Below are 25,066 nucleotides of genomic sequence, written 5' to 3'. Positions count from 1 at the left end.
ATTTTCACACACTGGGCTGGCGAAGCTTATCCTTAAAGTGAGGCCTTGCCCTGCAAATGGAGTTTGCGTCTTTGCGCCAGGGCATCCATTGAGTAGAGCGCTAGACCCATCCATACAAACATAAAGGTAGTGAGTTTGCCCTCGCTAAATGGCTCACCAAGCATTTGGGTGGCGACCACCAGCATTAGTGAGGGCCCGATGTACTGCAGGAATCCCACCGTGGATAAGTTCAGCCTGCGCGCAGCAATAGTGAATAACAGCAGTGGCACTAGGGTGACGGGGCCGGCCAGTACCAACAGACTGTTTAGTTCCCAGCCGTTGTTCAATAAGTTACTGGTGGGGCTGGCGCTCCAAAGCAGGTAGATCAAGGCTACCGGCAACATATACAGAGTCTCTATGGCCAGCCCGGTAAGGCTTTCCACCGGCGCACGTTTGCGCGCAAGCCCATAGAGGGCGAAAGACCCAGCCAGGAATAGGGCGATGACCGGCACACGGCCGAACTGCCAGAGTTCGTGGACAATACCCATGGCGGCAAGCGCCACCGCCAACCATTGTAGGCGCCGCAATTTTTCCCCTAGGAATAAAACCCCCAGGACAATATTGATTAATGGGTTGATGTAGTAGCCGAGACTACTTTCCAGCAGGTGGCCATTGTTAATAGCCCAAATAAATACCAGCCAGTTACCGCCAATCAGTGCGGTAGTAAGGGCCAACACCCGCATTTTCTTGTGGTCGCGCAGAGTGCGGATAAGATCGGGCAATTTCCCCAGCAGTAACATAATCAGCAGCGCCAGCGCGAAGGACCAGATACTGCGGTGGGCGAGGATCTCAGCTGCGGGAATGCCTTGTAGCTGATTAAAGTAAATTGGGGCCAGCCCCCAAATAAGGAAGGCGGCAACGCCGGCGAGAAAGCCGGTAGTGGCGGTATCGTTGTTGCGCAAGGGAACACCTGCTATGGAAAATGCGATGTTGGCTTGGGCCCGGTCACGCGAGAGGGTGCGTGTGGGACTGAACCAACAGAATAGGAGCTGCTATTGTAGAAGTGAGCGCCATGGTGGATCAATCCTTTTATCGATCAGCTGAGGGCGCAGAAAGACGGGTGGCAGAGGAGTCGCACACCCGTCCATAGAGGGCTTTCTAGGGAGCTAGAACAACACGCGGCAGCGCAGGGTGCCGGGGATATTCTTCAGTTTTTCCAGCGCTAGGTCCGAGTAAGCCGCATCCACATCAATCACCACATAACCCACTGTCTCGTTAGTCTGCAGGTACTGGGCAGAGATGTTGATGGCATTATCTGAGAACACCTGGTTAATGGCACTCAATACACCGGGGACATTTTTGTGGATATGCAGCAGGCGATGGGTACCGGCGTGTCCTGGCAGTGCCACCTCGGGGAAATTCACAGAGCTGGTGGTGGTACCGTTATCGGAGTAGTGCGCCAGTTTTTCCGCCACCTCGGTGCCGATATTTTCCTGGGCTTCCATGGTGGAGCCGCCCACGTGGGGAGTCAACAGGGCGTTGTCGATGCCGCGCAGTGGGGAGAGAAATTCATCGTCATTGCCGCGTGGCTCTACCGGGAATACATCGATAGCGGCACCGGCCAGGTGCTTACTATTGAGGGCTTCTGCCAGGGCTTCAATATTCACCACGGTGCCACGGGAGGCGTTTAGCAGTATGGCGCCGGGCTTCATTTGTGCGATTTCTTCGGCACCCATCATCATTTTGGTAGAGGGCAGCTCGGGTACATGCAAGGAAACGACATCGGACTCGCGCAGTAACTCCTGCAAGGAGCCTACCTGGCTGGCGTTGCCCAACGGTAGCTTGGTGATGACATCATAAAATTTCACCCGCATACCGATGGCCTCAGCCATGACTGATACCTGCGAGCCAATAGCGCCGTAACCGATAATCCCCAGGGTTTTACCGCGGGCTTCGAAGGAGCCCACTGCGGATTTGAGCCAGCCACCGCGATGGCACACGGCATTTTTCTCTGGGATACCGCGCAGCATGAAGATGGTCTCGGCGATAATCAGCTCCGCCACGCTGCGGGTATTGGAATAAGGCGCGTTAAATACGGCAACACCGAGCTCAGTGGCCGCTTGCAGGTCCACTTGGTTGGTTCCGATACAGAAACAGCCAACGGCAACCAGTTTCGGGGCATTTTCTAGCACCTTGCGGGTCAGCTGGGTGCGGGAGCGAATACCGATAAAATGGGCATCCGCGATCTTCTCGATCAACTGATCTTCGGGCAGGGAAGTTTTTAGAAACTCTACGTTGGTGTAGCCACGGGAGGCCAACAGATCAATAGCCGACTGGTGTACACCTTCCAGCAGCAGGATGCGAATCTTGTCTTTTTGCAGGGACTTTCTTTGATCGGAATTGTGCGGAGCCATAAACTATCTCTTCACTGAGTGCGGGTAACGCGATGTAAAAAGTGCTTTGCCACTTCTAAGAGGTGCCGAAGTCAGGCGAAGGCGCGATCATAGCACATGCTGGTTATATCGCTTTATTCGAAATTCCTATCCTAACTATCTTATTTATTTATGTACCAACACCAATTTACCTGTGGCAGTGAAGTTCCTTACAAGCTAGGCAAGATTATCTGTGTGGGGCGCAACTATGCCGACCACGCCGCCGAGTTGAATAATCCGGTACCTGAGGAGCCGTTGCTGTTTATCAAACCGGCTACTGCGGCAGTAGAAATGGCCAAACCTATTCACCTGCCCACGGGACGTGGCAGCTGTCACTTCGAGGGTGAGTTGGCACTGCTGATCGGTAAGAAATTGACCGATGCCAATGCGACAGAAGTTCCCCCGGCAATTGCTGGGCTGGGTCTCTCGCTGGATCTCACTTTGCGTGATTTACAGGCACAACTGAAGCAAGCCGGGCACCCCTGGGAAAAGGCTAAGGGCTTTGATAATTCCTGCCCCCTTTCTTCTTTCGTCAAATTGGACTGGTTGCCGGATTGGGACAAGCTCAGTTATTCGCTGTGGCTAAACGGCGAGCAACGCCAGTGTGGTAAAACTGAATATATGCTCACCCCGATACTCGATTTGGTGGCCTATATCAGCAGTTACTTTACTCTTGAACCCGGCGACGTGGTGTTGACTGGCACCCCAGCGGGCGTCGGTGAGCTGCATCACGGCGACAAGCTGATGATGCAGTTACAGGATGATTGGTTACAGGTGGAGACTGAGGTCGTGTAATTCTACTTAGGGGCCTGCCTCTTGGGGCCCCTTAATGTACTTGCCAAGCCACAATAAGCCGGATGCCAGCAACCCCTTTGATTTGTGATCACATTTTCGATATAACCTGAAAAAACTAATAGTCTCAGACGAGGTGTGCCATGAAAGAAGAAAATAATATCCCGCAAAACCTGCAGGAGTGGCAGGCTCTGGCGGCCTCACTCAAGATTGAAGGCCGAGCCTTTATCAATGGCGAGTATGTAGATGCTCTATCTGGGGAAACTCGTGCCACCTATAACCCCGCCAATGGTGAAGAGTTGGCGCAGATCGCCAGCTGCGGTCCACAGGATGCCGATCTGGCAGTCAATGTGGCACGCGAGACTTTTGAGTCCGGTGTCTGGTCGAAAATGCCGCCGATGCAGCGCAAAAAAATTCTGGTGCGATTTGCCGAACTGATCGAAGAACACTTAGTGGAAATTGCCCTGTTGGAGAGCCTGGATGCGGGTAAGCCCATCGGCGATACCATGGCCGTGGATGTTCCCGGGGCAGCCACCACTATTCGTTGGAGTGGTGAGGCCATCGACAAGATCTACGATGAAGTTGCTCCTACAGGCCCAGGTGAGCTTGGTCTGGTAACCCGCATGCCGCTGGGGGTGGTGGCGGCAATCGTGCCCTGGAATTTCCCATTGTCCACCACCGCCTGGAAGTTGGGGCCGGCGTTGGCCACTGGCAATAGTGTGATTCTGAAGCCGGCCTCCAATACCCCGCTGACAGCGATTAAATTGGCTGGTTTGGCCAAGAAAGCAGGCCTGCCCGATGGCGTACTGAATGTATTACCGGGACCAGGTAGTAGCTTGGGTAAGGCGCTGGGCCTGCATATGGATATCGACTGCCTCACCTTCACCGGTTCCACCGAAGTGGGCAAGACCCTCACTGAGTATTCCGGTCAGTCAAACTTGAAGCGTACTTTCCTGGAGTTGGGTGGAAAGAGCCCGAATATTGTCTTTGCTGATGCCGACTTGGATAAGGCCGCTGATGCAGCAGCACTGGCCATTTTCTATAACCAGGGGGAAACTTGTACTGCGGGTTCACGCCTGCTGGTAGAAAAGAGCATCGCCGATGAGTTTATTCAAAAGGTAAGCAAGGCTGCTGAGCGCTTTAAGCCCGGCCACCCACAAGATCCCAATACCGCAATGGGTGCGCTGATCGATCGCAGTCAGTTCGATACGGTTGAATTCTACGTGGCCAAGGGCCTGGAGCAGGGCGCGCAGCTGGTATGTGGTGGTCAGCCGGTGGATGAGGTGGCCGGTGGCTACTATTACGAGCCGACCGTATTTCGCAATGTGACTGGCGAAATGACCATCGCCCGCGAAGAGATTTTCGGCCCGGTACTGTCGGTGATCGAGTTTGAAACAGAGGAGGAGGCGCTCGCCATAGCCAATGATTCCATCTACGGGCTGGCGGCAGGTATCTGGACCAACAACTTGGGCCGCGCCCATCGTATGGCCCGCGATATCTATGCGGGCTCTGTGTGGGTCAATAACTACTTTGGCGGGGATATCACTGTCCCATTTGGTGGCTTTAAACAGTCGGGCAACGGCCGGGATAAGTCCCTGCACGCCTTGGATAAGTACTGTGAATTAAAATCCACTTGGATAGATCTCAGCTAGATTCACTCTTCCTGCATCCTAGTAGCATAAATTTACAAAAGGGCCACAAATAGTGGCCCTTTCTTTGCCTCGCTAGCTTATTTATCACCCCTTTTATTTTCCTGTCACCTAGCTATTCAATCTGGCGTGAATTATCTAGTCAGCTATACCTAAGTTATCGCCTTTTAAAAATGCCTTCGGCGACATGGCCCATAAACTGGGCTGGAGTCCGTGAAAAAACCAGCTTGAGGAGAATTGGCTTGAGAAAAATCTGCCTGTTTGTCGTTATCCTGGCTGTCAGCGGAATAACACCTCTACGGGCAGCGGAGGCCCCCAGGTTTGGAGAAATTGCGGGGCTAGTCAGTGTGGAGCGAATATATGCCCAGGCAATGCGCACCACACAGGTCCACAGTTTGATTGGCAATTGGATGGAAGTATTTGTCCGGCATGGCGATGCGGTGGAAAAGGGGCAACTTTTGGCGGTTTACAAAAGTACTAGGGGGAGGGCTGTGTTGGAATATATTGCCAGTCGTTCCGGGCGGGTACTTATTAATAGCCGGGCAGCACTGAATACCGTAGAAAGTGTTCTGGAAATCATCACGGTCCCCCATGAAGAATATTGTCGACATGTAGATTGCACAGCTGCGACAGAGGAATAGAGCTGATCTATTGGGTTCATCTACTGGTTGTGGGTATTCTGGGGGTTCTGGAGCAGGGCCTCTTACCTCATGAAACTCATTTATACCCATGAAAACCGCCTCCTGGTGGAGCTGGTTAAAAGTCGCCTGGAAGTTGCCGGTATAGCGGTCAAACTGAAAAATGAATTTGCCCAGGGTGCATCTGGAGAGCTGGCCCCGAACCAAGCTTGGGCGGAACTTTGGTTGGAGCGAGACCGAGATTATGAGCGGGCCTGTCAGCTATTACAGGATGCCGAAGCTGAACAGAGAGGCTGGACCTGCCCCAGCTGTGGTGAAGAGAACGGGGCGGCCTTTGACTATTGTTGGCAATGCGGAAAATCACGGCCGGTAGCCTGTGAAGAATAGCTATTTTCATGTGTCCAAATTGTATTCCTTCAAGCAGAAGTAATGTTCTTAGCCTGATAAAAATAAAGCATTAATTTTTGGCGCAACGACTTCTAAGTGTTTATTTAGAGTGTGTATTGAAAGCTAACTTATCCTGTGTAGAAAACGTCAGTTAAGGGTGACCTATGAGTGATCAACCTCACGGTGTTTCTATCGGTTTGGAGCAACAAGGCAACCACTTCTTTTTGACTCTGCGAGCTCGCGGAAAACTGACGCATGAGGATTACCAGACCATGGTACCCATGCTCAACTCCGCTATTGCCGGTGTAGAAAACCCCAAGATTGATTGTTTAATGGATGCCAAGGAGTTACAGGGTTGGGAGCCGCGCGCTGCTTGGGACGATTTAAAGTTAGGGTTATCTCATGGCCGTGAGTTTAATCGGATTGCGGTAATCTCTGATAAGCGCTGGATGAAAATAGCTAGTAAAGTGGGGAGCTGGTTTATCAGCGGTGAGTATAAGGTATTTGATTCTGAAGATAAGGCCATGATCTGGTTGCGTCAAGGCGAATAGAGTAGCTTAATATGGCTTACTCCCTGACACTCTCTTCTGAACACTGAGTTAGTAGAGAAGTCAGGTGACTACAAAAGATAAAGTTTGGCGCTGACTGTGCCATATTGGCCTCCCCTAGTTACGGGAAGAGCATTTCAGAATAATTAATGGATAAGGAATTTTTATGTTCGAGTGGATAGCCAGCCCGGAAGCCTGGGTTGCTCTGGCTACATTGGCAGCGCTGGAAATAGTTCTGGGTATCGATAATATTATTTTTATTTCTATTCTCGTTGGGCGCCTTCCGCCCCATCAGCGCGAACCGGCTCGTTTTATTGGCCTGACCCTTGCTATGGTAATGCGCTTAGCATTATTGTTTTCCATCGTCTGGATTATGGGGCTGGTAGAGCCGCTGTTTAGTATTTTTTCAATGGAGATATCTGGTCGCGATATCATTTTAGTGGGAGGCGGCTTGTTCCTGATCGCTAAAGCCACACATGAAATACACAACAGCTTGGAGGGTGCTGAGACTGATTCGGCCTCACTGGGGACCGCCGGCTTTGGCATGGTGCTTCTGCAAATTGCCATTCTCGACATCGTATTTTCACTCGATTCTGTGATTACTGCCGTAGGTCTGGTGGATGAAATCTCCATTATGGCTGTCGCCATTGTTCTTGCGGTAATGGTTATGCTGGTAGCAGCCAAACCAATAGGTGACTTTGTCGATCGTCATCCCACGGTTAAAATTCTCGCGCTGGCGTTTTTGATTATGGTTGGACTTACCCTGGTGGTAGAGGGTTTTGATGTGCATGTACCCAAGGGGTATATCTATTTTGCCATGGCATTCTCGATGGCGGTGGAGATGCTTAATTTGCGCCTACGTAGTAAGAAAGAGCGCAAAACAAAGCCGGTGCGGTTACATCATGCATTACGTGAGAGTGATAACTAGTATATAAATCCAGTCTTAATTGGGCGAATGGTGAATCAGCACTTCGCCCAATTTAAAGTGACTAATATACTGTAAAAATTAGTAATTACTTCTTTTGTTTTTCAGTATTAGGTAGGTTAATCCTAGTGCTAGAGTTGCAGCTGCCAGCCCGATTAATTCTCCCGCACTGACTTTATCCAGATCCAGAATTATAAACTTACGTGCAAGCGCCAGTATAGCAATTAAGACTACAACGGTAGTTTGAATAATACTCTGCTGCTTGGTTACCACATATTGTAGGGTGTGGCTGAACTCCAGTGCAATCAGTAAGGTAATAATCTCACCGAAAATAGTCTGGAACACTTTGTGATCAAGAGGATCTTTCATGCCGATCAATAGCATGGAGTATACAGAATAGGCAAGACGACTAATGGCGATAATAACAATTACAATAATGATAAAGGTGAGAAGTAGTGCAATAAAGCTTTCGAATTTACGGTAATAATTCTGGATGGCACTTTCTTGCTTGGCGGTCTCTTTATCTGAATTACTCATAGTTAATTGCCTGTGAAAGTAGGCTAGGCATATTAAGCATTTAGAATTTCTTAATGAGGCTATTCATAAAATATATTTACTCCATACCTGTTATGACTTCATTTTTCATCAATGAAATAACTTTAGTACTCATTGGCATTAATCTGTGTAAGATAACCGGAACCTCATAAGATACACCAATTCCCAGCTGGGCACTGCTGTGTGGCATTATGGTGATGTCGTATTTAGTCCAAATTGAGACAGGTTGGGTTTGTTCCAAGAGGTGTATTGACTTGTTTAAAGATTTTAAGAAGTCACTACCCACGCGTAGCTGTTTCCCTCCTTTATATGGCAGAAAATTTGCCCAATAGCTACCATGGTGTGGAGAGGCAATAGAGATAAATTTATGCACCTTATCAATACCGCTCATGGCTTGTAGGTAATAGCGCGCGACAATTCCCCCCATGCTAAATCCTATCAACGTACAAGTCTCCTCTCCCTTAAGTATATTCTCCATCTTTGCCATTAATTGAGCGGATAAATGCTCCATACCGTGCCAACCTGAGTTGTAACGCAAGTGAATGTAATGTGTGTTATAGCCTGCTTCAGAAAGTATACGTTGCATTTTTAACAGAGAGGTACCCCGGTCAAAAATTCCGGGGACTAATAGAACAGTATGGCTTTTGCGGCTCATGCGTGACAGGTATTCAGTTGTTTAGAGTTGGTATGTTTGGGGTAACGCGATTAACTTATTAGTTTCTCGACTGAAGAGTGTAGTTTGCAAGTCAAAGGCGTGGGAATTTGCTTGGTGACACTAATAATGTATTTGTAAGTTATGTTGGCATGTAGAGAATCATTTGGTGTCGATAATGTTACTGTTGTGGATTTTTCCGAATGCTGCTTATTTTTTTGCTGAGGCAGTAGCCTTTTATTTTATTTGTTGTGAGTGATCGGAGTGAAATATGAAGATGCCGTTAAATCGTTCTAAGAATTCAGATTGGCCTGAACTTCACTTTCAAGATTGGTCAGACACAGTGGCCACATTACATCTGTGGACACAGATCATTGGTAAGATTCGCTTGGTTTAGACACCTTGGACAAATCACTCCTGGCATGTGCCTTTTTATATATCAGCAAGGGGATTGAATACCTCTCTGATCCCCTATGATGGAAGAGCTTTTTCTATTGAATTTGATCTTCTTGAGCATCAACTTTCAATATTGGTCAGTGATGGTGGCAGGCGTATCATACCGTTAACGCCAATGTGCGTTGCCGATTTCTATATGGCGGTTATAAATGTAATGAGGGATCTTGGTCTTTCAGTTGAAATCTATACCACACCTAGTGAGATTGCCAATGGTATCCCCTTTGAAGAGGATAGGAATCATTGTCATTATGACTCTAGGTTTGCAACCCGTTTTTGGCAGGCGCTAGTGCAAATAGATAGAGTTTTTAATGAGTTTCGTTCCCGTTTTATAGGGAAATGCAGTCCTGTACATTTTTTCTGGGGAAGTTTTGATTTAGCGGTTACACGTTTCTCTGGCAGAGAAGCACCTCTGCATCCTGGAGGCGTTCCAAATTTCCCTGACTGGGCTGCTCAAGAGGCATACTCTCATGAAGTCAGTAGTGTTGGGTTTTGGCCCGGCGGAGGAGGTTATAAAGATGCTGCATTTTATTCTTATACGTATCCTGTATCTGATAAATTTTCGGATCAAGAGGTTAGTCCGGATTCTGCGTTTTATTCAAAGGAGCTGTCTGAATTTATCCTTCCTTATGATGAGGTGAGGAAGTCTACTGCACCAGATGAAACATTATTGGCTTTTCTGCAGAGTACCTATGAGGCTGCAGCGAGCACTGGAGGGTGGGACAGGAGTGCTCTAGAGAAAGAATTTATTCCAAAAGCTAGATAGAAATATTGATAGCAAGATCGTAGATATGATTATCAAGGTGGATGTAATCTTGTTTTTGTATGGTAATTCCTGATCTGAAAATAAACTATCTTACACGTAGTTAGGGAGGGAAAACTAAAGTTAAAATTTCGGGTGTGTTTATTTTTTTGCTAAGCTTGAATATCACACTTTATATAGTGTGATATTCAAGGGTATGGATTGGAGTGAGTAATACTCTCAATTGTTAGTGATAAATAAGCCGGGTAGGAATTCTAGAGGTAATTATTGATATCCCAAGCCCGGCGACTTTTATCAATCTCTAGAAGGGTCTTAAGGATAGCAGTATGACCTGAGCCACCGATAGCAATTACTTTAGTTCCTGGCTGGGCTTTGGCCTGTATATTAGCGTACATACGAAAATTACGGTGCCACCAGCTTGCTGCTGCATCGGCCCCAATAAAACCTTTACCTGCACCTATATCATTTTCCATAATATAGAGATTCATATTATCTTGATCTTCCTTTGAGCTATTATGGAATTGCAGTAATTGACCTAAAGATAAAGTGCTGTGCCTGAGAGATGTATCCTTGCCGATTTTCTCTATGAGTTTGTCATGAGTCCTTTTTCTCTCCGGTGTTTCTTTGGTCATATAATCTCTTAGTTCAGCACCTTTCCAATGAACATTTCTTTCGTCATAACAAAGTACCTTGTCCAGTCCCGCTTTTTCCGCTATACGAAATCCCAGTTGCTGATTCTCATTTACGCTGAGGTCGTGGTTGCCATTTTTATAAGAATTGAACTTAAGATTTATTGTTTTTTGATATGTCGGCGGGCATTCAATTAATACGTGGGTGGGCCCCTCATCTGCAAGCTTGCTAGTAAGTTGCTCCAAATAGCGCTGGTTATTGGGGGTCAGTACGTTGATTACCTCTGACTTTACTGAATCCAGTCCAGGATTATGAAAATGAAAAACACCAAATAGCATTACTTGGGCTGCTGGTGTGTCCTGCTCTGGCATTATGGGTTTTTCAGTGGCGTAGCCAATAGAGTTGACAGCTAAAGCAAATGTACCAGCTAAAATTAAGGTAAGTTTTCTCATTGTTATACTCCCTGTGTTCATTAAAATGAGTGACGGTTGTTATGTCACTCACGGTAAGACGCTGTAGAATCACAGGGAGATGCAGTATCAATAAATTTATTGTCTGCTATTTAAATAAAGCTATCTGGTACTAATGGCTTAAAGGTTCATTGATCACCCTGTCTCATTGAAACCATTTAACAGAAAGGCCTTATTCTTAAATGGCTAGATGTTTCCTCTCATTCTTGAAACTATCGTCTCAGCATTTTTCATCCTTGCAGCTTGGGCTACTTCTGTTACTACAATCGTTTTTCCAATTGGTGATAAGGATATGCCTGCAAGCTTTAAGTGTTGAATGGCGAAAGGGATACCAATGATGGTTACAAAGCAGGCAATAGCATGTACCAAATGGCCAATCGCCAGCCAAATTCCGGCAAATAGGAACCATATGATATTGCCGATCAAGCCAAGTCCACTGGTCCCAATATCTTCGTTTAGGGTCAGCTCCTTGCGTGAAATAGCCTCACGTCCAAAGGGAAAGAATGAGAACTTGCCCATTACAAAGCAGGCCCTACCCCAGGGAATACCGATAATGCTGACAAAGGCGATTAGTGCAAAAAACCACCAGCAAAGGCCCATAAAGACTCCGCCAAGAATAAACCATAAGAAATTGCCCAGGGTTCGCACACTTACTTCCTCGAGAGTTATTGTGGGGGCTTAATGCAGTTGCTGTTCAGGTACCAGGGCTAAAACCTTGCCAGGCGGCACCTAGAAAGGCGATATCTTCCCCCTTTTGATATGCCCATACCACTCTGACGCGGTAGAGAGCTTCTATAGATGCATTAGGGCAAAAATTTGAATGAAGCACAATGGCTGGCATAGAGTGGTCAATCTCACCGGCTAGCGAAAGAAAGGTGAGCGCACTAGAAGAAAGCCCAATACTGCTAAGGATTACCGTTTATTAGCTTTTATACTTTATGGGATGAGTTCGTTGGCTGGGGCATTGGCATTCAGTAGCCGCTCGCATTGACTCTTGCCAATAATTGGCAGTTGGTTATCCAAAAATCCCATTTGTTTAAGTACAGTGGCTTGATCCCAATAGATATGTTCTGAGCTGATCCTATCGCCGTCAAAGTCAATTACTGCAACATGGGGAACAGACAGTTTCCTTCCCGTGGCTTCGATACCTGGAGCGAACCAATCCATACGCAGGGAGTGTGTCAAATGCAGGATAAACTCATCGATAACTCTGTGTTTTCCTACTGTGCGAGTCAGTAGCTCCAGGCTAACATCGGCCGGCATCTGCGGTATAAAAATATCCCGATAGAAGTTCCTCAGGGGTTCCTTTCCGGTTGCACCTGTGTTTACCGGGACGTGAATTAAAACAGGGTTGTCGGTCATAGTGGCGATAGCAGCATCAGCATCCTTTAGCTCAAACTCGGCTGCTGTATGGGTTTCCCAGACCGTAACAAGTCGTTCTTCTTGCTCACTCATGTCTATTACCACTCCATATTCCAAAAGGAGATAGGTACCAATGGCAATGTGATCCGCTCAATTGAGCCTTACCTTTATCGATATCTATACCAATGTCTAGATCAAGGTTTCTCTGCCACGGGCATCCAAAAGAAAGAATAGTTGCAATATAGATTGAAAAATTGGGGATGCTGGTGTTTCTTGATGTTTATAGTGAATTCTGTTGAATATCAGCCAGGGAGACTGGTTTTATTTAGGTAAAGCTTGACTGGATATTTATGGTGAGGAAGGGGGAGAGGCGCTTTACAGAACTTTTAGCTAATTTTCAAATTCAATGTAAAGCGCTGAAATCTCTTAACCGCGCCAGTAGTTATTGGCGGCAGCTACTGTCTGAAAGTTGATGGCAACTACCTGGGATGAGGCGATCAAGCTATCTGCGTTTTCCTCGTAGGAAGCTCTCAACTTGCCTCTGACCTCATCCGAAGGTTGGGTGTATTTCACTCCCATTCTGGATAGTTTCATGGCCAATTCAAACCCTTGCTGTGCATTCTCGGTAATCAAACTTTCTAACCACATGTGTGACATGAACTTCCCTCTCTTGTGTATAAAATCTGTGGTGGCTTAAATATACCGACTTAACATTAAAATTGAAGGCCTAAATTGTGACGTCCTTCAATATTGTTAAGCCAGTACATACTTACTGATATATTGATTAAATTGGATAAGATCAAAAGATCCTTTGATTTCAAATTTGACCTTTCCCACCTCGCTGAGATACACCACGATTTCACAGTCCAGGTCAAAGGTGCCAGAGCTTTCTACAGAAAACGCCTGTATTTTACTGTAGGGCAGTGATGTGTAGTCGACCTTGGAGCCGGTGATTCCCTGGACGTTGGCTGCGATAATTCTTTTGTTGGTAAAAACCACCTGATCGCGAATGGTTTTGAACCCTGCGAAGATAGATTCACCTTCAATTAAAAATTTATTGAAATCATCTCTAGCCTCGGAGATATCAATAGGCTTCAGTTTGAATATGGGTGAACTTTCAAAGTCGATCATAAAGCTTCCATGTGATTCATTTTGGCACGCAGTTATTGTATATATGCTGCATTTTTATAACAGTGCAAACCATAGGGTTTATTGCCAGTCATTAATGGCTTATAGGTCTTTCGTCTGGGAAGCAGTAACCTAGACCAATTCAGGCTACTGTGGCTTTGCCGATAGTTAGTTTTTAATTACTAAAGCCCGCAAAAATAGCTGCACGGCCGGGTGGTCTGCTGCATTCTTTTTAAAAGTTGCAGCATTCTGAATGCGGTAGTGAAAACGCTCGGCCAGTAGCGGCTTCAGTTTGCCGCACGCCACATATTTTTGTGCGAGATAATTCGGTAGAAAGCCCACAAAACAGCCGGATAGAATCATCGCTAGCCTCGCGGCCATATGGTTAGCGGTGGAACGGTTGGGAAATAATCGGTAAAGGTGAGCCGCGCCAGAGAGCACGGCATGACTTGGGGCTGCCAGTTCCTGCTGGGTAAGTAATTCCTCGCTGACCTGGTCCGCTTGGGCACATGGGTGTTGGGCGCCACAGTAGAGTGTAGATTGGTGGTGGAATAGCGGCTGGTATTCCAAGCCTGGTCGACGTGTGTGCAGGGGGTTAATCCCCACATCGGCGCGGCCGGCGAGTATCTCCAGCTCCAGTTCCTGGGGTGCGGCAAGTTGTACCTCCAGGTGTAGCTGGGGGGCCTGTTGGCGAAGGTGGGCAATGGTTGCCGGTAGATCCAGTTGTGGTATCTCCAGCACATCGTCTGGCATCACCAGACGCAGATTTCCGGTGAGGTGAGACTGAATGGCATTCACCTGGCTTTTAAAGGCTTCCAGGTGGCCATCCAATTCGAGGATGGCCTCGAAGAGTGACTCCCCCTCAGGTGTCAGTTTGAAGTCGGCACGGCCGCGGGAGCGCAGGCACAATTGCATACCCAGGCGGGCTTCCAGGTCGGAAATATGTACGCTAATGGTGGAGCGGCCGATATTGAGCGCTACCTCTGCAGGCGCCAGGCCACCGGCGCGCACCACTTCACGGAAAACTCGTAACAGGCGAAGGTCTATATCGCTGAGGCGCCCGCCCAAGGCGCTTTTTGTCTTGCCCATCTGCCGATTTATCCCGTGTTATTTGAGTTAGTTTGCCGTAGCTTAGGCACTGCCAGCGGAGTGGGGATTGGAGTGGACAAGCCACTTCACCCTTAAGTTTGATAAATATAAACTTTAGTTCGAAAAATACTACTATTCTCCCTGGGCTGCTGCGGCCAGAATCGCCGCAATACCATTAATAACAGTAAATTATCAGGAGTTTTCCGGTGGAACTGGCGAATCCAAACCTGTTGAAGTCTCAGAACTATATCGATGGAGAGTGGCGGGATGCTGCGGGCACCGCAGAGGTGCGCGATCCGGCCAATGGCGAAGTACTGGGCTTAGTGGCCGATGGTTCAGCGGAGGATGCAGAGGCGGCGGTAGCCGCAGCCAGCGCCGCATTCCTGGAGTGGAGCCGCCGCACCGCCGGCGAACGTGCCGCCATCCTCAAGCGCTGGTACCAGTTGATTATGGATAACAGCGATGATTTAGCGCGTCTCCTCACTTTCGAGCAGGGCAAGCCGCTGGCGGAGGCCAAGGGGGAAATTATTTATGGCGCCTCTTTTATCGAGTGGTTTGCTGAAGAGTGTCGCCGAGCCTACGGCCAGACGATCCCTACCCACAATCCGGCGATGCGCCTGAGCACCATCCGCCAGCCGGTGGGTGTGGTGACCTGCATCACCCCCTGGAACTTCCCCAACGCCATGATTACCCGTAAGGCGGCACCGGCGCTGGCAGCCGGCTGTACTGTGGTGATCAAGCCGGCACTAGAGACTCCACTGTCCGCATTGGCGTTGTGCCAGCTGGCAGAGGAAGCGGGTCTTCCCAAGGGCACCATCAATGTGGTGACCGGCAGTGACTCACCGGGCATCGGCAAGGTACTGACCCAGGACCCGCGCGTGGCCAAATTTACCTTCACCGGCTCCACCGCCGTGGGCAAGCTGCTGATGGCGCAGTGCGCCAGCACCGTGAAGAAGATGTCCATGGAACTAGGTGGCAATGCGCCTTTTATCGTATTCGACGATGCAGATATGGAGACGGCGGTGCAGGCCTGCGTGGCGACCAAATTCCGCAACGCTGGCCAGGTGTGTGTGGCCACCAATCGCATTTATGTGCACGAGTCGGTACACGATGAGTTTGTGGAAAAGCTGCGTGCCGAAGTGGCCGCACTGAAAATCGGCCATGGCTCCGAAGAAGGTGTCAGCATGGGGCCGATGATTTATCGTCGCGCGGTGGATCGGGTACAGGACCTAGTACAGGATGCGGTAGAAGCCGGGGCGAAAATCGAGATTGGCGGTGAGCAGCTGCCCAATGGAGAAAACTATTTCGCTCCCACCCTGCTGACCGATGTCACGGATGCTATGCGGGTGGCTCAGGAGGAGAACTTTGGTCCCATCGCCGCAGTACAGAAGTTTACCGATGAAGCCGATGTGATCCGCCGTGCTAACGATACCCCTTACGGTTTGGCTGCCTATGTGATGAGCGAGAACATTCGCCGCGCGAACCGTGTGGTGGAAGCGCTGGAATACGGCATGATTGCCTGTAACACCGGGGTATTCTCCACCACCGTAGCGCCTTTTGGCGGCAACAAAGAATCCGGTATTGGCCGCGAGGGCGGTGTCGAAGGCATGGCCGAATTCTACGAAACCAAATACTGCTGCTTCGGCGCCTGATTTTTAGTTTCGAACGGCAGTGCCGTGCGCTTGTCTGAGATTGCACAAGCGCCTGAAAAAATTCGTGGGAGTCGCTGGCTCCCCAACGTAAATATTTTGAAGTTTCAGGGAACTTGCGGAGATACAGTTTATGTCTGAAATGCCAACCAACGCTTTCTGGATGCCCTTTACCCCCAACCGCACCTTTAAATCTGCCCCGCGGATTGTTGAGCGCGCCGAGGGTATCTACCTCACCGAAAAAGGTGGTCGCCAGATTATTGATGCCACCGCCGGTCTCTGGTGCAGCAATGCCGGTCACGGCCGCACAGAAATTGCCGAAGCTATTTATCACCAGGCGAAAACCCTGGACTACAGTTCCATCTTCAATTTTGGTCACGAGTTGGGCTTTGAATACTCCGAGCGCTTGGTGAAGCACACTCCCGATGGCCTGGACCATGTATTTTTCGGTAACTCCGGTTCAGAGGCCGTAGAGACCGCGCTGAAAATTGCTCTGCAATACCAGCGTGCGCGCGGCAAGGGCACTCGCACCATGTTTATCGGTCGCGAAAAGGGCTACCACGGGGTGAATTTCGGCGGTATTTCCGTGGGTGGTATCGCTCCCAATTACCAGGGCTTTGGCCAGCCGGTGAAAGCGAACCATATGCGTCACACTCTGGATATTGAGCGCAACGCCTTTAGTCGCGGTTTGCCGGAGCATGGTATAGAGCTGGCGGAAGACCTGGAGCGCCTAGTGGCTTTCCACGGTGCGGATCAAATTGCTGCGGTCATTGTCGAGCCGTTTGCTGGTGCCGGTGGTGTAGTACTGCCACCCAAAGGTTACCTGAAGCGCCTGCGCGAGATCTGTGACAAGCACGATCTGCTGCTGATTTTCGATGAGGTGATTTCCGGTTGGGGCCGCACCGGTTCCGCTTTTGCTTCTATCGAGTTCGATGTGACTCCGGATATGATCACCTCCGCAAAAGGTATTACCAATGCGGCGGTGCCTTTGAGTGCGGTGTTTGTAAAAGACGAAATTCATAACACTGTTATGAATGCAGCCGCCGAAGGTATGGTGGAATTTTTCCACGGTTACACCTATTCCGCACATCCAGTGGCCTGCGCTGCGGGTATGGCGACTCTGGATATTTACGAGCGTGAAGGTCTGCTCACGCGCGCGTCTGGTGAAATCGGGCAGCACTGGGAAAATGCCCTGCACAGCTTGGCGGATATGGACAATGTGATCGATGTGCGTAACTACGGTCTGGTTGGTGCTATCGAGCTACGTGCCCCTGAAAACCTTAAAGGTAAGTTCGGAGGCAAGGCTTCCCTTAAGGCCTGGGAATCTGGGGTAATGGCGCGTGGTATCGGCGATGCCCTGTGTATGTCCCCACCGCTGATTATCGAAAAACACGAGATCGATGCGATTGTGGATAAACTGCGCGGTGTGATCGGCGAGTTGGCCTGACCCATACCCTCCGCTGGCAGCCTTAGGGCTGCCGGTTGTCTCCTTTTCCGCTCCTTTTTTCTCCCGCTAAAACCCATCCATGCTAAGCACCCGCTCTCTAACTATTCGCTTGCCTGATTTTTCCGTTCACAAGATTTCTGCGCCTATTTGTCGTTAAGGGCTACACTGAAATTAGCGGCCTGCGGCGCGATCATAGTCTTTGCAGAGTCGACTATTTGGTCGCGGCCGTGGGCCGCCGCTCTCTTATTTTTGCTGGTTCCAGGGAAAATATGTTCGGCTCTGCAAGGCTTCACAGCCTGGCGCTTCACTCAATGCTGATCTGTAACCCGGGGACTGCTTATGTCCACTGATACTTCTCCTATCCCCGCCGGCCCCATATTGAAGGTGCTCTCCGCCAACTGGTGGTTACTGCTGTTGCGCGGTGTTATCGCGGTAATCTTCGGTGTGCTGACATTTATCTGGCCGGGGTTGTCACTACTCACTCTGGTTTTTCTCTTTGGTATCTATGCCCTGCTCGATGGTATTTTTTCTTTGGTGGCGGCAGTTATGGGGCGGCATGCGAGCACTCCTCTTTGGTGGCTGATTGTGTCCGGCCTGATCAGCCTGGCTGCGGGTATTGTGACTTTTATGTTTCCCCAGGTAACCGCTTTGGTACTGGTGATTTTTATCGGTGCCTGGGCATTGGTGCGGGGAATATTTGAAATTGTTGGAGCGATCCGACTGCGCAAGGAAATCGACAACGAGTGGTTGTTGATTGCGATCGGTGTGCTCTCAGTAATTTTTGGCCTGGCAATTTTGGTCAGCCCTGGAGCCGGAGCCCTGGCACTGGTATGGGTAATCGGGGCCTATGCCATTATCTTTGGCCTGCCCATGATCTGGCTGGCATTCCGCCTGCGCAAGCACAGCAAAAGCGAGAACTAAAAAAAAGCTATCGAAGGGTATCGGTGCAATATTCGGGTGTCTGCACCGGTTATTGGTTGGAAGGCTTAGCGTGTACAGGGTGGGGAAATCTCCTCACCCTGTACGGGATAAATAACAAAAAATAGCGGTTTATTTATTTGCCAGCTCTACCGATTTTGGTAGAGCCTCCATCAGCGACTGGCCTTTTTCCTGCAATGCCATACACAACTGAATACGCTCTTCAGTCTGCGCCAGGCTGCGCTGGTAGCCGGGCGTCAGCTTGCCGTGCTGGGCGAATAGCTGCTGCAATTCATCCAATTGTTTTTTATCGCAGAAGGCATTGGCAAATGCGGGTGTATGGCGGCGGATCTGCGCGGGGATTTTATCCACAACCTGAACAAAGTTATTGCGCAGCCAAGCCCAGTGTTGCTCCTGCACCAGCGGCTGCGCCAGGGCGTAGCGAATCAGTGCAAAAGACTCCCGCGGACCCATCTGTTCGCTGAGTGCTAACTTCTGGATAGTCTCTATTTGCTTGGGGCTATTACTGCTGCCGATGGCGTTGGCACTTGCGTTTTCAAAGCGCGGATCATCCAGCTCGGTGCGCACTTGAATCAGGTGTGTGAGGAAGTCCTCTCCGGCATCCTGGATAGCCACGGTCAGGGCGGCTTCGTACAGGTCGGAGTTCAATGCCTGGGGATCGCGCTCGGTGTTAAAGCCGGTAAAGGCTGTAGCCTTTTCCATTAACTGTTTGCGGGTATCCGGGTCTTCTGCTACCAGTGCCATAAAACCGAGCAGGGCGCTGTGCAGCATTTGCTGGTCGGCATCTTCGCTGCTCGCGCTGTTGCTCAATAGTGGCAGATACAGGTTCTGGGCAAAGTTTAGGAAAGCCAAGCGCTCGGCATCGTCGAGATAATTATCGCGGTACTTACGCAGGTAGCGCAGAGGCATGGTAATTACCTGGCGCTTGTCTGCTTTCGCTGACTGGCGCACAACGTCGAGCAAGCGGGGAGCAGGTAGCTTACCGGCTTCGAAGGCAGCGAAGGCGCTGTCGATAATTGAAAGTTGCTCCGTAGGGGCGAACTGGGTGAAGTGCTCGGTAAGGGCCTGCCACTGGGGCTCGGGCAGGTTCCAGCGGTAGTAGCCGCTGCCCTGTGCGTTGGGCATTACCCAGCTGGGGCAGCTGCCTGCAGCGAGTTCCAGGGTCTCTTCTTTACCGGTCAGTATCTGACACTGCTGGGTGCCGCTGTCGCTGCTAAAGCAGAAGGGGATACTCCACTGTTGTGCGGTTGTAGCAATAGGTGAGCCAAGGGGTTTGTAGCGGCTCTGGGTGACATGCAGTTTGGCTTGGGCCGGATTGCTGCAGTCCAGGGCCAGCTCCAGTTGCGGTACACCTTTTTGTTCGACAAAACTACGGAAAGTCTCTGTCAGTTCCGGGGTATTGGTTTCCTTCCCGATCACTTTGTAGAAAGAAGGGGAGTCTGCCTCACCACCGTTAAAAGCTTCCAGATAGCGGCCCAGGGCCGGACGGAATTTCTCCGCGCCGAAGTAGTTATCCACCATATTGATAACGCCCAGGCTCTTGGAATAGGTGATGGAGTCGTAGGCGTTGCGGATATTGTTGTTGTCGCTAACAGGCTCGCGAATGGCGCGGGTGCTGGCGAGGGAGTCCAACTGCATAGCGCCGATTGCGTAGGTGGCGGCGTTTAGGTCGTGGCCGCCCTCGGGTTCCATAATACGCAGGGCCAGTGGTTCGCCCCAGGTGGCGAAGCCCTCTTTTAGCCATAGGTCGTCCCACCAGGGGGGAGTCACCTGATTGCCAAACCACATATGCGCGATTTCATGGGCGTGTACCTCTACCAGAGCCAGGCGTGCGCCGGGAGCGGGGTTATCGCCCACCAGAATGCGTTGCTCGCGATAAGTGATGGCTGCAGACAACTCGGTGGCGCCACTGGGCCACTGGGGCGCGGCGATAATATCGAGCTTTTTAAAGGGGTAGGGGCGCTGCAGTTGATTCTCGAAGGTCTCCACCATTTTGGGGGTGATATCGAGGATGTAATTCATATCGCCACCGCGGCCCTGACGCGCAAAACCGCGCAGGGGGATCGGGTCCTTGCGGTACTTACTCGGTGGAATAGCTGCGCGCTCAACCACATCGAAGGGACCTACCGAGAGGGACAGCAGATAAGTGGACATGGGGGGAGTGGTGGCAAAAGTCACTTTCTCCATGCCGCCCGGCACAGTCTCGCGTTTTAATTCCGGCCCATTACTGATAGCGGCGTAGCCCTCGGGCACAGTGAGGCTGATGGAAAAGGGCGCCTTTAGGCCGGGTTCGTCGAAACCGGGCAGATATTTGCGCGCCTGGATGGACTCAGACTTGGCCAGGGCATAGGCATTGCCCTGCTCTTCCACTTTAAACAGGCCGGCCAGGTTGCGATCAAAGTCCGCGGCGTAATCCATCTGCAGAGTAAAACTGCCCGCCGGCAGTTGCTCGGAGAATTCAACCGTGGCGACGCCGCTGTCGAGGACCTCGCGGTAGCTGGCTTGCACCTCACGCCCGTCTGCCAGTTGCGCAGTGGCTTTGGTTACCGACAGGTTCTTGCCGTGCAACCAGATATGGTTGCCGGCCTGGTCCAACTGAATGTCGATAGCGACACGGCCACTGAAAGTATCTTTGCGAGGATCGAGAGTCAGGTCCAGGTGGTAGGCGCTGGGCTTTACTCCTTGGGGAAGCTTGCCCTCAGGCGCTTCTCTGATGTCCAGGGCTGTCATTTGAGCGCTGGATTCCTGGTCGATTTTCTGCGGGGCCTTTTCCGCCGGGTTACACCCGGCGACTGTTACTGATAACAGCGCCGCGCTCAGCAGGGCGAGCGGTATCTTCTTGTTCATAGAGCGATGGGGTACTTGGCCAAAAAAAAGGCCATTGTACCGCTTTGGCGGAAAATTACGTGGGGCTGTGGGCGTTGAGATAGATCCAGGGGGAATGCCATGCCCGGCGATCAAGCGCTGGGCATGGTGATGGCTGTGAAAGTTTACAGGTGTGGGACAGTTAAACTGGAAACCTTGCTGCTGCTATAGGGCACAGTGATGGTGTAGTTGGTATCTTGTGGCTTCTTGTAAATAGGGCCTTGAGTATCAATAGCCATAACTACTCGGTGACCAGCAGGCACATCGTAGCTGGTGGTGAACAGTTCAACCTCCACTTTTTGCTTCTTACCTGGCTGTTCAGTGCGCACAGTAATTGGTGCGTGGGTGATCAGGCGGCCAAGGCCAAAGAAATTGACATCGTAGAGATGTACATTCATCTGAACCTCGCTCTTACTGGGCTCGATCCACATCTCTAGCTTTGGTGCGCCGCGGACTTTCAGGGTCTCAGACTGCCTTGGTGACTTGTATTCGATGGCATAGTAACCGTTGATTGCCATCATAGGAGCGTATACCGGAATGCCGAAACCTTCTAAGGCATCGGAAACCAATGGGATACCGGTACCAGCAAAGGTATCCCAGCCCCCGTGGAATTCATTACTCCAGCTCCAGCCATCATATTTACCGCTCTCCATACTGCCGCTATTGAACATGGTAAAGCGTGGTTGTAGATACCAGGTGGTGCTCTCTTGGGTTACTGGGTAGTCCTCATAGTGCTCCAGCTTGTTGCTGATACGCACGGTCATGTCCACTTTAGGTTCGCGGTTGATTCCGTTGTCTTTGCCCTTCAGGTGGTGATCGAACCAGCGGAAGCTGGTAGACCAAATGTGTCCATCGTTGCCAGAGAGTGTCTCGGTAATGGCGTGGGTACCAGGGTTTAGCATTAGCTTCTTGGGCCCCTCAAGTAGGGAGAAAAAGTCTGTCATGCTGTTGGGCTTGAAAAGATAATCGGCAAAGTTATTCGATACTAGTACTGCAGTGCCATTTTCATTTAGTTGATCGACATAGCTTATTGCCGAGCGTTTGGCGCCGAACTCTATAACTTGCTCCATGTTTTGGCCGCTGCGCAGGTCATCCCAGACTTGCTCAAGTTCAGCTTCTTTATCGAAGGCGGTAGTGACAAGTAAGCTACCCCAGACCAAGTTAACGGTTTCATTGGGGTAAAGCGCTTCAACTACATCGGCCCAGCCGGACAGCGCAGCAACCGCATCAATACGGGAGTCTTGCGCGGCGCTTAGTAGGGAAATACCGCCACCATAAGAAATACCAGCCATTCCCAGTTTGCCCACGGAGTAATTGGATTCGAGCCAATCAATCAGCACACCGACATCGGCAATGCTGTTCTCTCCGGCCACGTCCACCAGTCCACCTGAGTGGCCAAAGCCGCGGGTGGAGTAGCTCAAAACCAGGTATCCATTTTCAGCCAGCTCCTTGGCCTGGAAGTGGTATTGGCGTTTTTCCAAGCCCCAGCTGTTGGTGAAGATCACGGTAGGGTAGCCCTCCGCTGGTGCCGGGGTTTCCGGCACAAACAGGTTGGCATCGAGTACCGTTCCGTCGAAAGAGGTAATATCCAGGTCGGAAATATATTCAGGGGCCGACCAGGCATGCGCTGACATCATAGCGCCGCCAAGCAGCGCCAGTAGTGGTGTAGTTTTCATTTTTTTCTCTCATCAAAGTAAATTATTTTTATTTTTTGACCATGATTAATACATTGGTCAGGAGCGCAATATATAGAACCCGGCCGCGTATTTGTATGCTGTTTGATTAAAAAATGAGACGCTTGTCTCGTAGTTTGTCGCTGCCCCCATTAGGTTTTTATATCGACTTTTTTAAATTCACTTTGTCCAGATGGTCACATAAAAATCGCCTAAAAAGTTCATTTCTTATTCATGTTGATCTTTTTTTGATCAGTAAAAACCGGTAATGTGTGCTTCTACGATTTGGCCACGGAGGGCTTCGGCAACAATGACTCGGTGGCCTGAACTATGGTTTCTCGCTCAGCTGTTTTCTTAGTACTTTTTTTCGTTTTCTCACTGTCTGCTAATGCTGCATCCCGCTACCTCGGCGAGGAGATCTGGTATCAGGTAGACAGTAAAAACTTTCGGGTTATTACCGATGGCGACCCCAAAGCGGTAAAAACCCTGGTGGCCGATCTGGAGCGCTATCGCGCCGTGGCCATAGAGCTGTTGGAGGTAGACCCCAGCGTCCCTAAGCTCACAATTTATGCGGCCGGGGACCGCAAAACCTATGCGGGTCTGGTTGGGGCTGAGTTGGCGGAGATGACCAACGGCCTGTTTGATACCTCCGCCGAGGGCAGTTATGCCCTGGTGAACCTGGATGGCCGCAGTGTAAAAAAACAGCTTAAGGCCCGTGAATTTCTCTTTCACGAATATACCCATTTCCTTAGCTATAACGGCAATACCACGCATTTCCCCTACTGGTATAGCGAGGGCTTTGCCGAATTTATGGCGACTATGTCCTTCCCTAAAAAGGGGCGTTATGAACTGGGCGAAATTCCCCAGGAGCGCGCTCAGACTCTGATGTATGCCGGCTTGATGCCGCTCGACCGGCTGCTGCGTGCAACGGTGTACGATACCGACCCCGAGGAAAAAGCCGATATCTATGCCAGCGGTTGGTTGCTGTCCCACTGGTTGATGATGGAGGGCGATAAGGCGGAAGAATTTAAGCAGTTTGTCAAAGATTACAACGATGGTGCAGATCCGGTGAAATCACTGGAGAAAGCCCTGGGAATGTCGGTAAAAGAGCTTGAAAAAGTGTATGTAGCCGCATTTGACTCAGGGGAATATGAAGTGGTCAGTGGTGATATCCCTGCTGATTTTAAAGAGGTGACCCCCCGAGTGAAGCGCCTGCAAAAGCGGGAAGCAGTAAATGTACTGGCGAACTTTATTGCCCAGTCTGGTTACAACCTACAAGCCCTCGACGATCTGATTACCTATTCCTACCACACAGGCATCTACAGCACTGAGCTGGCTGCCATTAAGGCAAGCGCGGATCTGCGTATAGGGGATTTTCCGCAGGCCAGTCATTTGCTTGCCAGTGTGCCAAAAAAGGATCGCCGGCAACCCTGGTACCTGAGTGCCCACGCCTGGCTGACGGTGAATCAACAGGCCACGGTGCCTAACGATGCCCGCGATTTACGCAGCCTGAAAAAGGCCCGTGAAGAGTTCGACTACCTGGTGAATAAAGAGCCTCAGAATGCTTCTCACTGGTTTGGTCTGGCCATGGCTATGGAAATGTTGAGCTACCCCCGTGAGGAATATCTATCCAAGCTTGAAGAAGCTTATAAGCGCGCACCGCGGGAGCTCCATATTGCTCAGTGGCTGGCAGAAGAACTCTATCAACAGAAAAATGCGGAATACTTTGCCCGGGTGGCAAAGCCGCTGATGTTCGAACTCCCGGATGAGGAGGAGAACCGACAAATAAAAATGAGATTGGCGGAGCTACAGGGCAAGCCTAAATCCAGCTAATAACAATAAGATGCTCACAGAATAATAGAGGGGCTGTCACTTGATGTAAGAGACAACCCATAGTCGCCAACGTATATTTGCCCGGCAATTTGGTTTGCCGGGCTTTTTTTATTGAGGCTGCGGAAAACTGGTACGATATGGCTTATTGTTACTGATGGTGGGTTTCTTCCTGATAAAGGGGAGTACTACTTAACTACTAACATTATAA

Annotated in this window: 22 protein-coding genes and 1 pseudogene; 11 read left to right on the top strand and 12 right to left on the bottom strand. The window is 50.2% G+C overall.

Annotated elements, in window-relative coordinates; genetic code table 11:
* Positions 1–32: 32 nt before the first annotated feature.
* Together rarD and serA are read right to left on the bottom strand one after the other, a co-directional pair.
* Positions 33–941: an EamA family transporter RarD gene (gene rarD, locus ACJJIB_RS20720; RefSeq protein WP_444883034.1), complete on the bottom strand. Its 909-nt coding sequence runs from the start codon at positions 939–941 to the stop codon at positions 33–35.
* A gap of 204 nt (positions 942–1,145) precedes the next feature.
* The gene (gene serA / locus ACJJIB_RS20715; RefSeq protein ID WP_444887428.1) at positions 1,146–2,393 is read right to left on the bottom strand and encodes a phosphoglycerate dehydrogenase; all 1,248 of its coding nucleotides are present in this window, start codon (positions 2,391–2,393) and stop codon (positions 1,146–1,148) included.
* A gap of 150 nt (positions 2,394–2,543) precedes the next feature.
* Here serA and ACJJIB_RS20710 point away from each other — a divergent pair, with 150 nt between their 5' ends.
* The 6 genes from ACJJIB_RS20710 to ACJJIB_RS20685 all read left to right on the top strand — a co-directional run bounded on the left by ACJJIB_RS20710 (position 2,544) and on the right by ACJJIB_RS20685 (position 7,353).
* A complete protein-coding gene (locus ACJJIB_RS20710) occupies positions 2,544–3,206 on the top strand; it encodes a fumarylacetoacetate hydrolase family protein (protein ID WP_444887427.1) in 663 nt (220 codons plus the stop codon).
* 140 nt (positions 3,207–3,346) lie between these two features.
* Positions 3,347–4,855: an aldehyde dehydrogenase gene (locus ACJJIB_RS20705; RefSeq protein ID WP_252083643.1), complete on the top strand. Its 1,509-nt coding sequence runs from the start codon at positions 3,347–3,349 to the stop codon at positions 4,853–4,855.
* 239 nt (positions 4,856–5,094) lie between these two features.
* Entirely contained in the window at positions 5,095–5,493 is a 399-nt protein-coding gene (locus tag ACJJIB_RS20700; protein ID WP_252083642.1) for a biotin/lipoyl attachment domain-containing protein, read from the top strand.
* A 69-nt stretch (positions 5,494–5,562) separates the two neighbouring features.
* The gene (locus ACJJIB_RS20695) at positions 5,563–5,877 is read left to right on the top strand and encodes a putative signal transducing protein (RefSeq protein ID WP_252083641.1); all 315 of its coding nucleotides are present in this window, start codon (positions 5,563–5,565) and stop codon (positions 5,875–5,877) included.
* A gap of 164 nt (positions 5,878–6,041) precedes the next feature.
* Entirely contained in the window at positions 6,042–6,428 is a 387-nt protein-coding gene (locus tag ACJJIB_RS20690; protein ID WP_444883031.1) for a SpoIIAA family protein, read from the top strand.
* Between the two features lie 163 nt (positions 6,429–6,591).
* A complete protein-coding gene (locus ACJJIB_RS20685) occupies positions 6,592–7,353 on the top strand; it encodes a TerC family protein (RefSeq protein WP_444887426.1) in 762 nt (253 codons plus the stop codon).
* A gap of 78 nt (positions 7,354–7,431) precedes the next feature.
* Here ACJJIB_RS20685 and ACJJIB_RS20680 read toward each other — a convergent pair whose 3' ends face one another.
* The gene (locus ACJJIB_RS20680; RefSeq protein ID WP_444887425.1) at positions 7,432–7,887 is read right to left on the bottom strand and encodes a phosphate-starvation-inducible PsiE family protein; all 456 of its coding nucleotides are present in this window, start codon (positions 7,885–7,887) and stop codon (positions 7,432–7,434) included.
* Between the two features lie 76 nt (positions 7,888–7,963).
* A complete protein-coding gene (locus ACJJIB_RS20675) occupies positions 7,964–8,560 on the bottom strand; it encodes an esterase/lipase family protein (RefSeq protein ID WP_252083637.1) in 597 nt (198 codons plus the stop codon).
* A gap of 268 nt (positions 8,561–8,828) precedes the next feature.
* Here ACJJIB_RS20675 and ACJJIB_RS20670 point away from each other — a divergent pair.
* Positions 8,829–9,776 (top strand): annotated as a pseudogene (locus tag ACJJIB_RS20670) (DUF5996 family protein).
* 251 nt (positions 9,777–10,027) lie between these two features.
* Here the strand turns inward: ACJJIB_RS20670 and ACJJIB_RS20665 are convergent.
* The 6 genes from ACJJIB_RS20665 to ACJJIB_RS20640 all read right to left on the bottom strand — a co-directional run bounded on the left by ACJJIB_RS20665 (position 10,028) and on the right by ACJJIB_RS20640 (position 14,452).
* The gene (locus tag ACJJIB_RS20665; RefSeq protein ID WP_444887424.1) at positions 10,028–10,855 is read right to left on the bottom strand and encodes a DUF5694 domain-containing protein; all 828 of its coding nucleotides are present in this window, start codon (positions 10,853–10,855) and stop codon (positions 10,028–10,030) included.
* Between the two features lie 204 nt (positions 10,856–11,059).
* Positions 11,060–11,521, bottom strand: a complete 462-nt coding sequence (locus tag ACJJIB_RS20660; protein ID WP_252083634.1) for a YccF domain-containing protein — start codon at positions 11,519–11,521, stop codon at positions 11,060–11,062.
* 288 nt (positions 11,522–11,809) lie between these two features.
* Complete coding sequence (locus ACJJIB_RS20655; protein ID WP_444887423.1) at positions 11,810–12,328, bottom strand: nuclear transport factor 2 family protein; 519 nt, start codon at positions 12,326–12,328, stop codon at positions 11,810–11,812.
* A gap of 333 nt (positions 12,329–12,661) precedes the next feature.
* Positions 12,662–12,892: a hexameric tyrosine-coordinated heme protein gene (locus ACJJIB_RS20650; RefSeq protein ID WP_152455425.1), complete on the bottom strand. Its 231-nt coding sequence runs from the start codon at positions 12,890–12,892 to the stop codon at positions 12,662–12,664.
* Between the two features lie 96 nt (positions 12,893–12,988).
* Positions 12,989–13,366 carry a PH domain-containing protein gene (locus ACJJIB_RS20645; RefSeq protein WP_252083632.1) on the bottom strand — a complete coding sequence of 126 codons (378 nt, stop codon included), beginning with the start codon at positions 13,364–13,366 and terminating at the stop codon, positions 12,989–12,991.
* A gap of 165 nt (positions 13,367–13,531) precedes the next feature.
* Entirely contained in the window at positions 13,532–14,452 is a 921-nt protein-coding gene (locus ACJJIB_RS20640) for a LysR family transcriptional regulator (RefSeq protein ID WP_444887422.1), read from the bottom strand.
* 206 nt (positions 14,453–14,658) lie between these two features.
* Between ACJJIB_RS20640 and ACJJIB_RS20635 the strand changes: the two genes are divergently transcribed.
* The 3 genes from ACJJIB_RS20635 (at position 14,659) to ACJJIB_RS20625 (ending at position 18,469) form a co-directional block, all read left to right on the top strand.
* The gene (locus ACJJIB_RS20635; RefSeq protein ID WP_444887421.1) at positions 14,659–16,104 is read left to right on the top strand and encodes an NAD-dependent succinate-semialdehyde dehydrogenase; all 1,446 of its coding nucleotides are present in this window, start codon (positions 14,659–14,661) and stop codon (positions 16,102–16,104) included.
* 130 nt (positions 16,105–16,234) lie between these two features.
* Positions 16,235–17,548 (top strand): omega-aminotransferase AptA, encoded by a 1,314-nt coding sequence (aptA, locus tag ACJJIB_RS20630; protein ID WP_444887420.1) that lies wholly within the window; start codon positions 16,235–16,237, stop codon positions 17,546–17,548.
* 339 nt (positions 17,549–17,887) lie between these two features.
* Positions 17,888–18,469 (top strand): HdeD family acid-resistance protein, encoded by a 582-nt coding sequence (locus ACJJIB_RS20625; protein WP_444887419.1) that lies wholly within the window; start codon positions 17,888–17,890, stop codon positions 18,467–18,469.
* A 129-nt stretch (positions 18,470–18,598) separates the two neighbouring features.
* On the opposite strand, the gene ACJJIB_RS20620 is transcribed toward ACJJIB_RS20625, so the two are convergent.
* Both ACJJIB_RS20620 and ACJJIB_RS20615 read right to left on the bottom strand, forming a co-directional pair.
* Positions 18,599–21,334: a M1 family metallopeptidase gene (locus tag ACJJIB_RS20620; RefSeq protein WP_444887418.1), complete on the bottom strand. Its 2,736-nt coding sequence runs from the start codon at positions 21,332–21,334 to the stop codon at positions 18,599–18,601.
* Positions 21,335–21,477: 143 nt separating this feature from the next.
* Complete coding sequence (locus ACJJIB_RS20615) at positions 21,478–23,028, bottom strand: CocE/NonD family hydrolase (protein WP_252083618.1); 1,551 nt, start codon at positions 23,026–23,028, stop codon at positions 21,478–21,480.
* 327 nt (positions 23,029–23,355) lie between these two features.
* Between ACJJIB_RS20615 and ACJJIB_RS20610 the strand changes: the two genes are divergently transcribed.
* Positions 23,356–24,858 (top strand): hypothetical protein, encoded by a 1,503-nt coding sequence (locus ACJJIB_RS20610; protein ID WP_444883016.1) that lies wholly within the window; start codon positions 23,356–23,358, stop codon positions 24,856–24,858.
* Positions 24,859–25,066: the final 208 nt, after the last annotated feature.

It is taken from the genome of Microbulbifer mixtoriginis (SeqCode) (genome assembly GCF_052467705.1).
The sequence above is the reverse complement of the archived record's forward strand: the minus strand, read 5'-3'. Positions and strand labels throughout refer to the sequence as shown.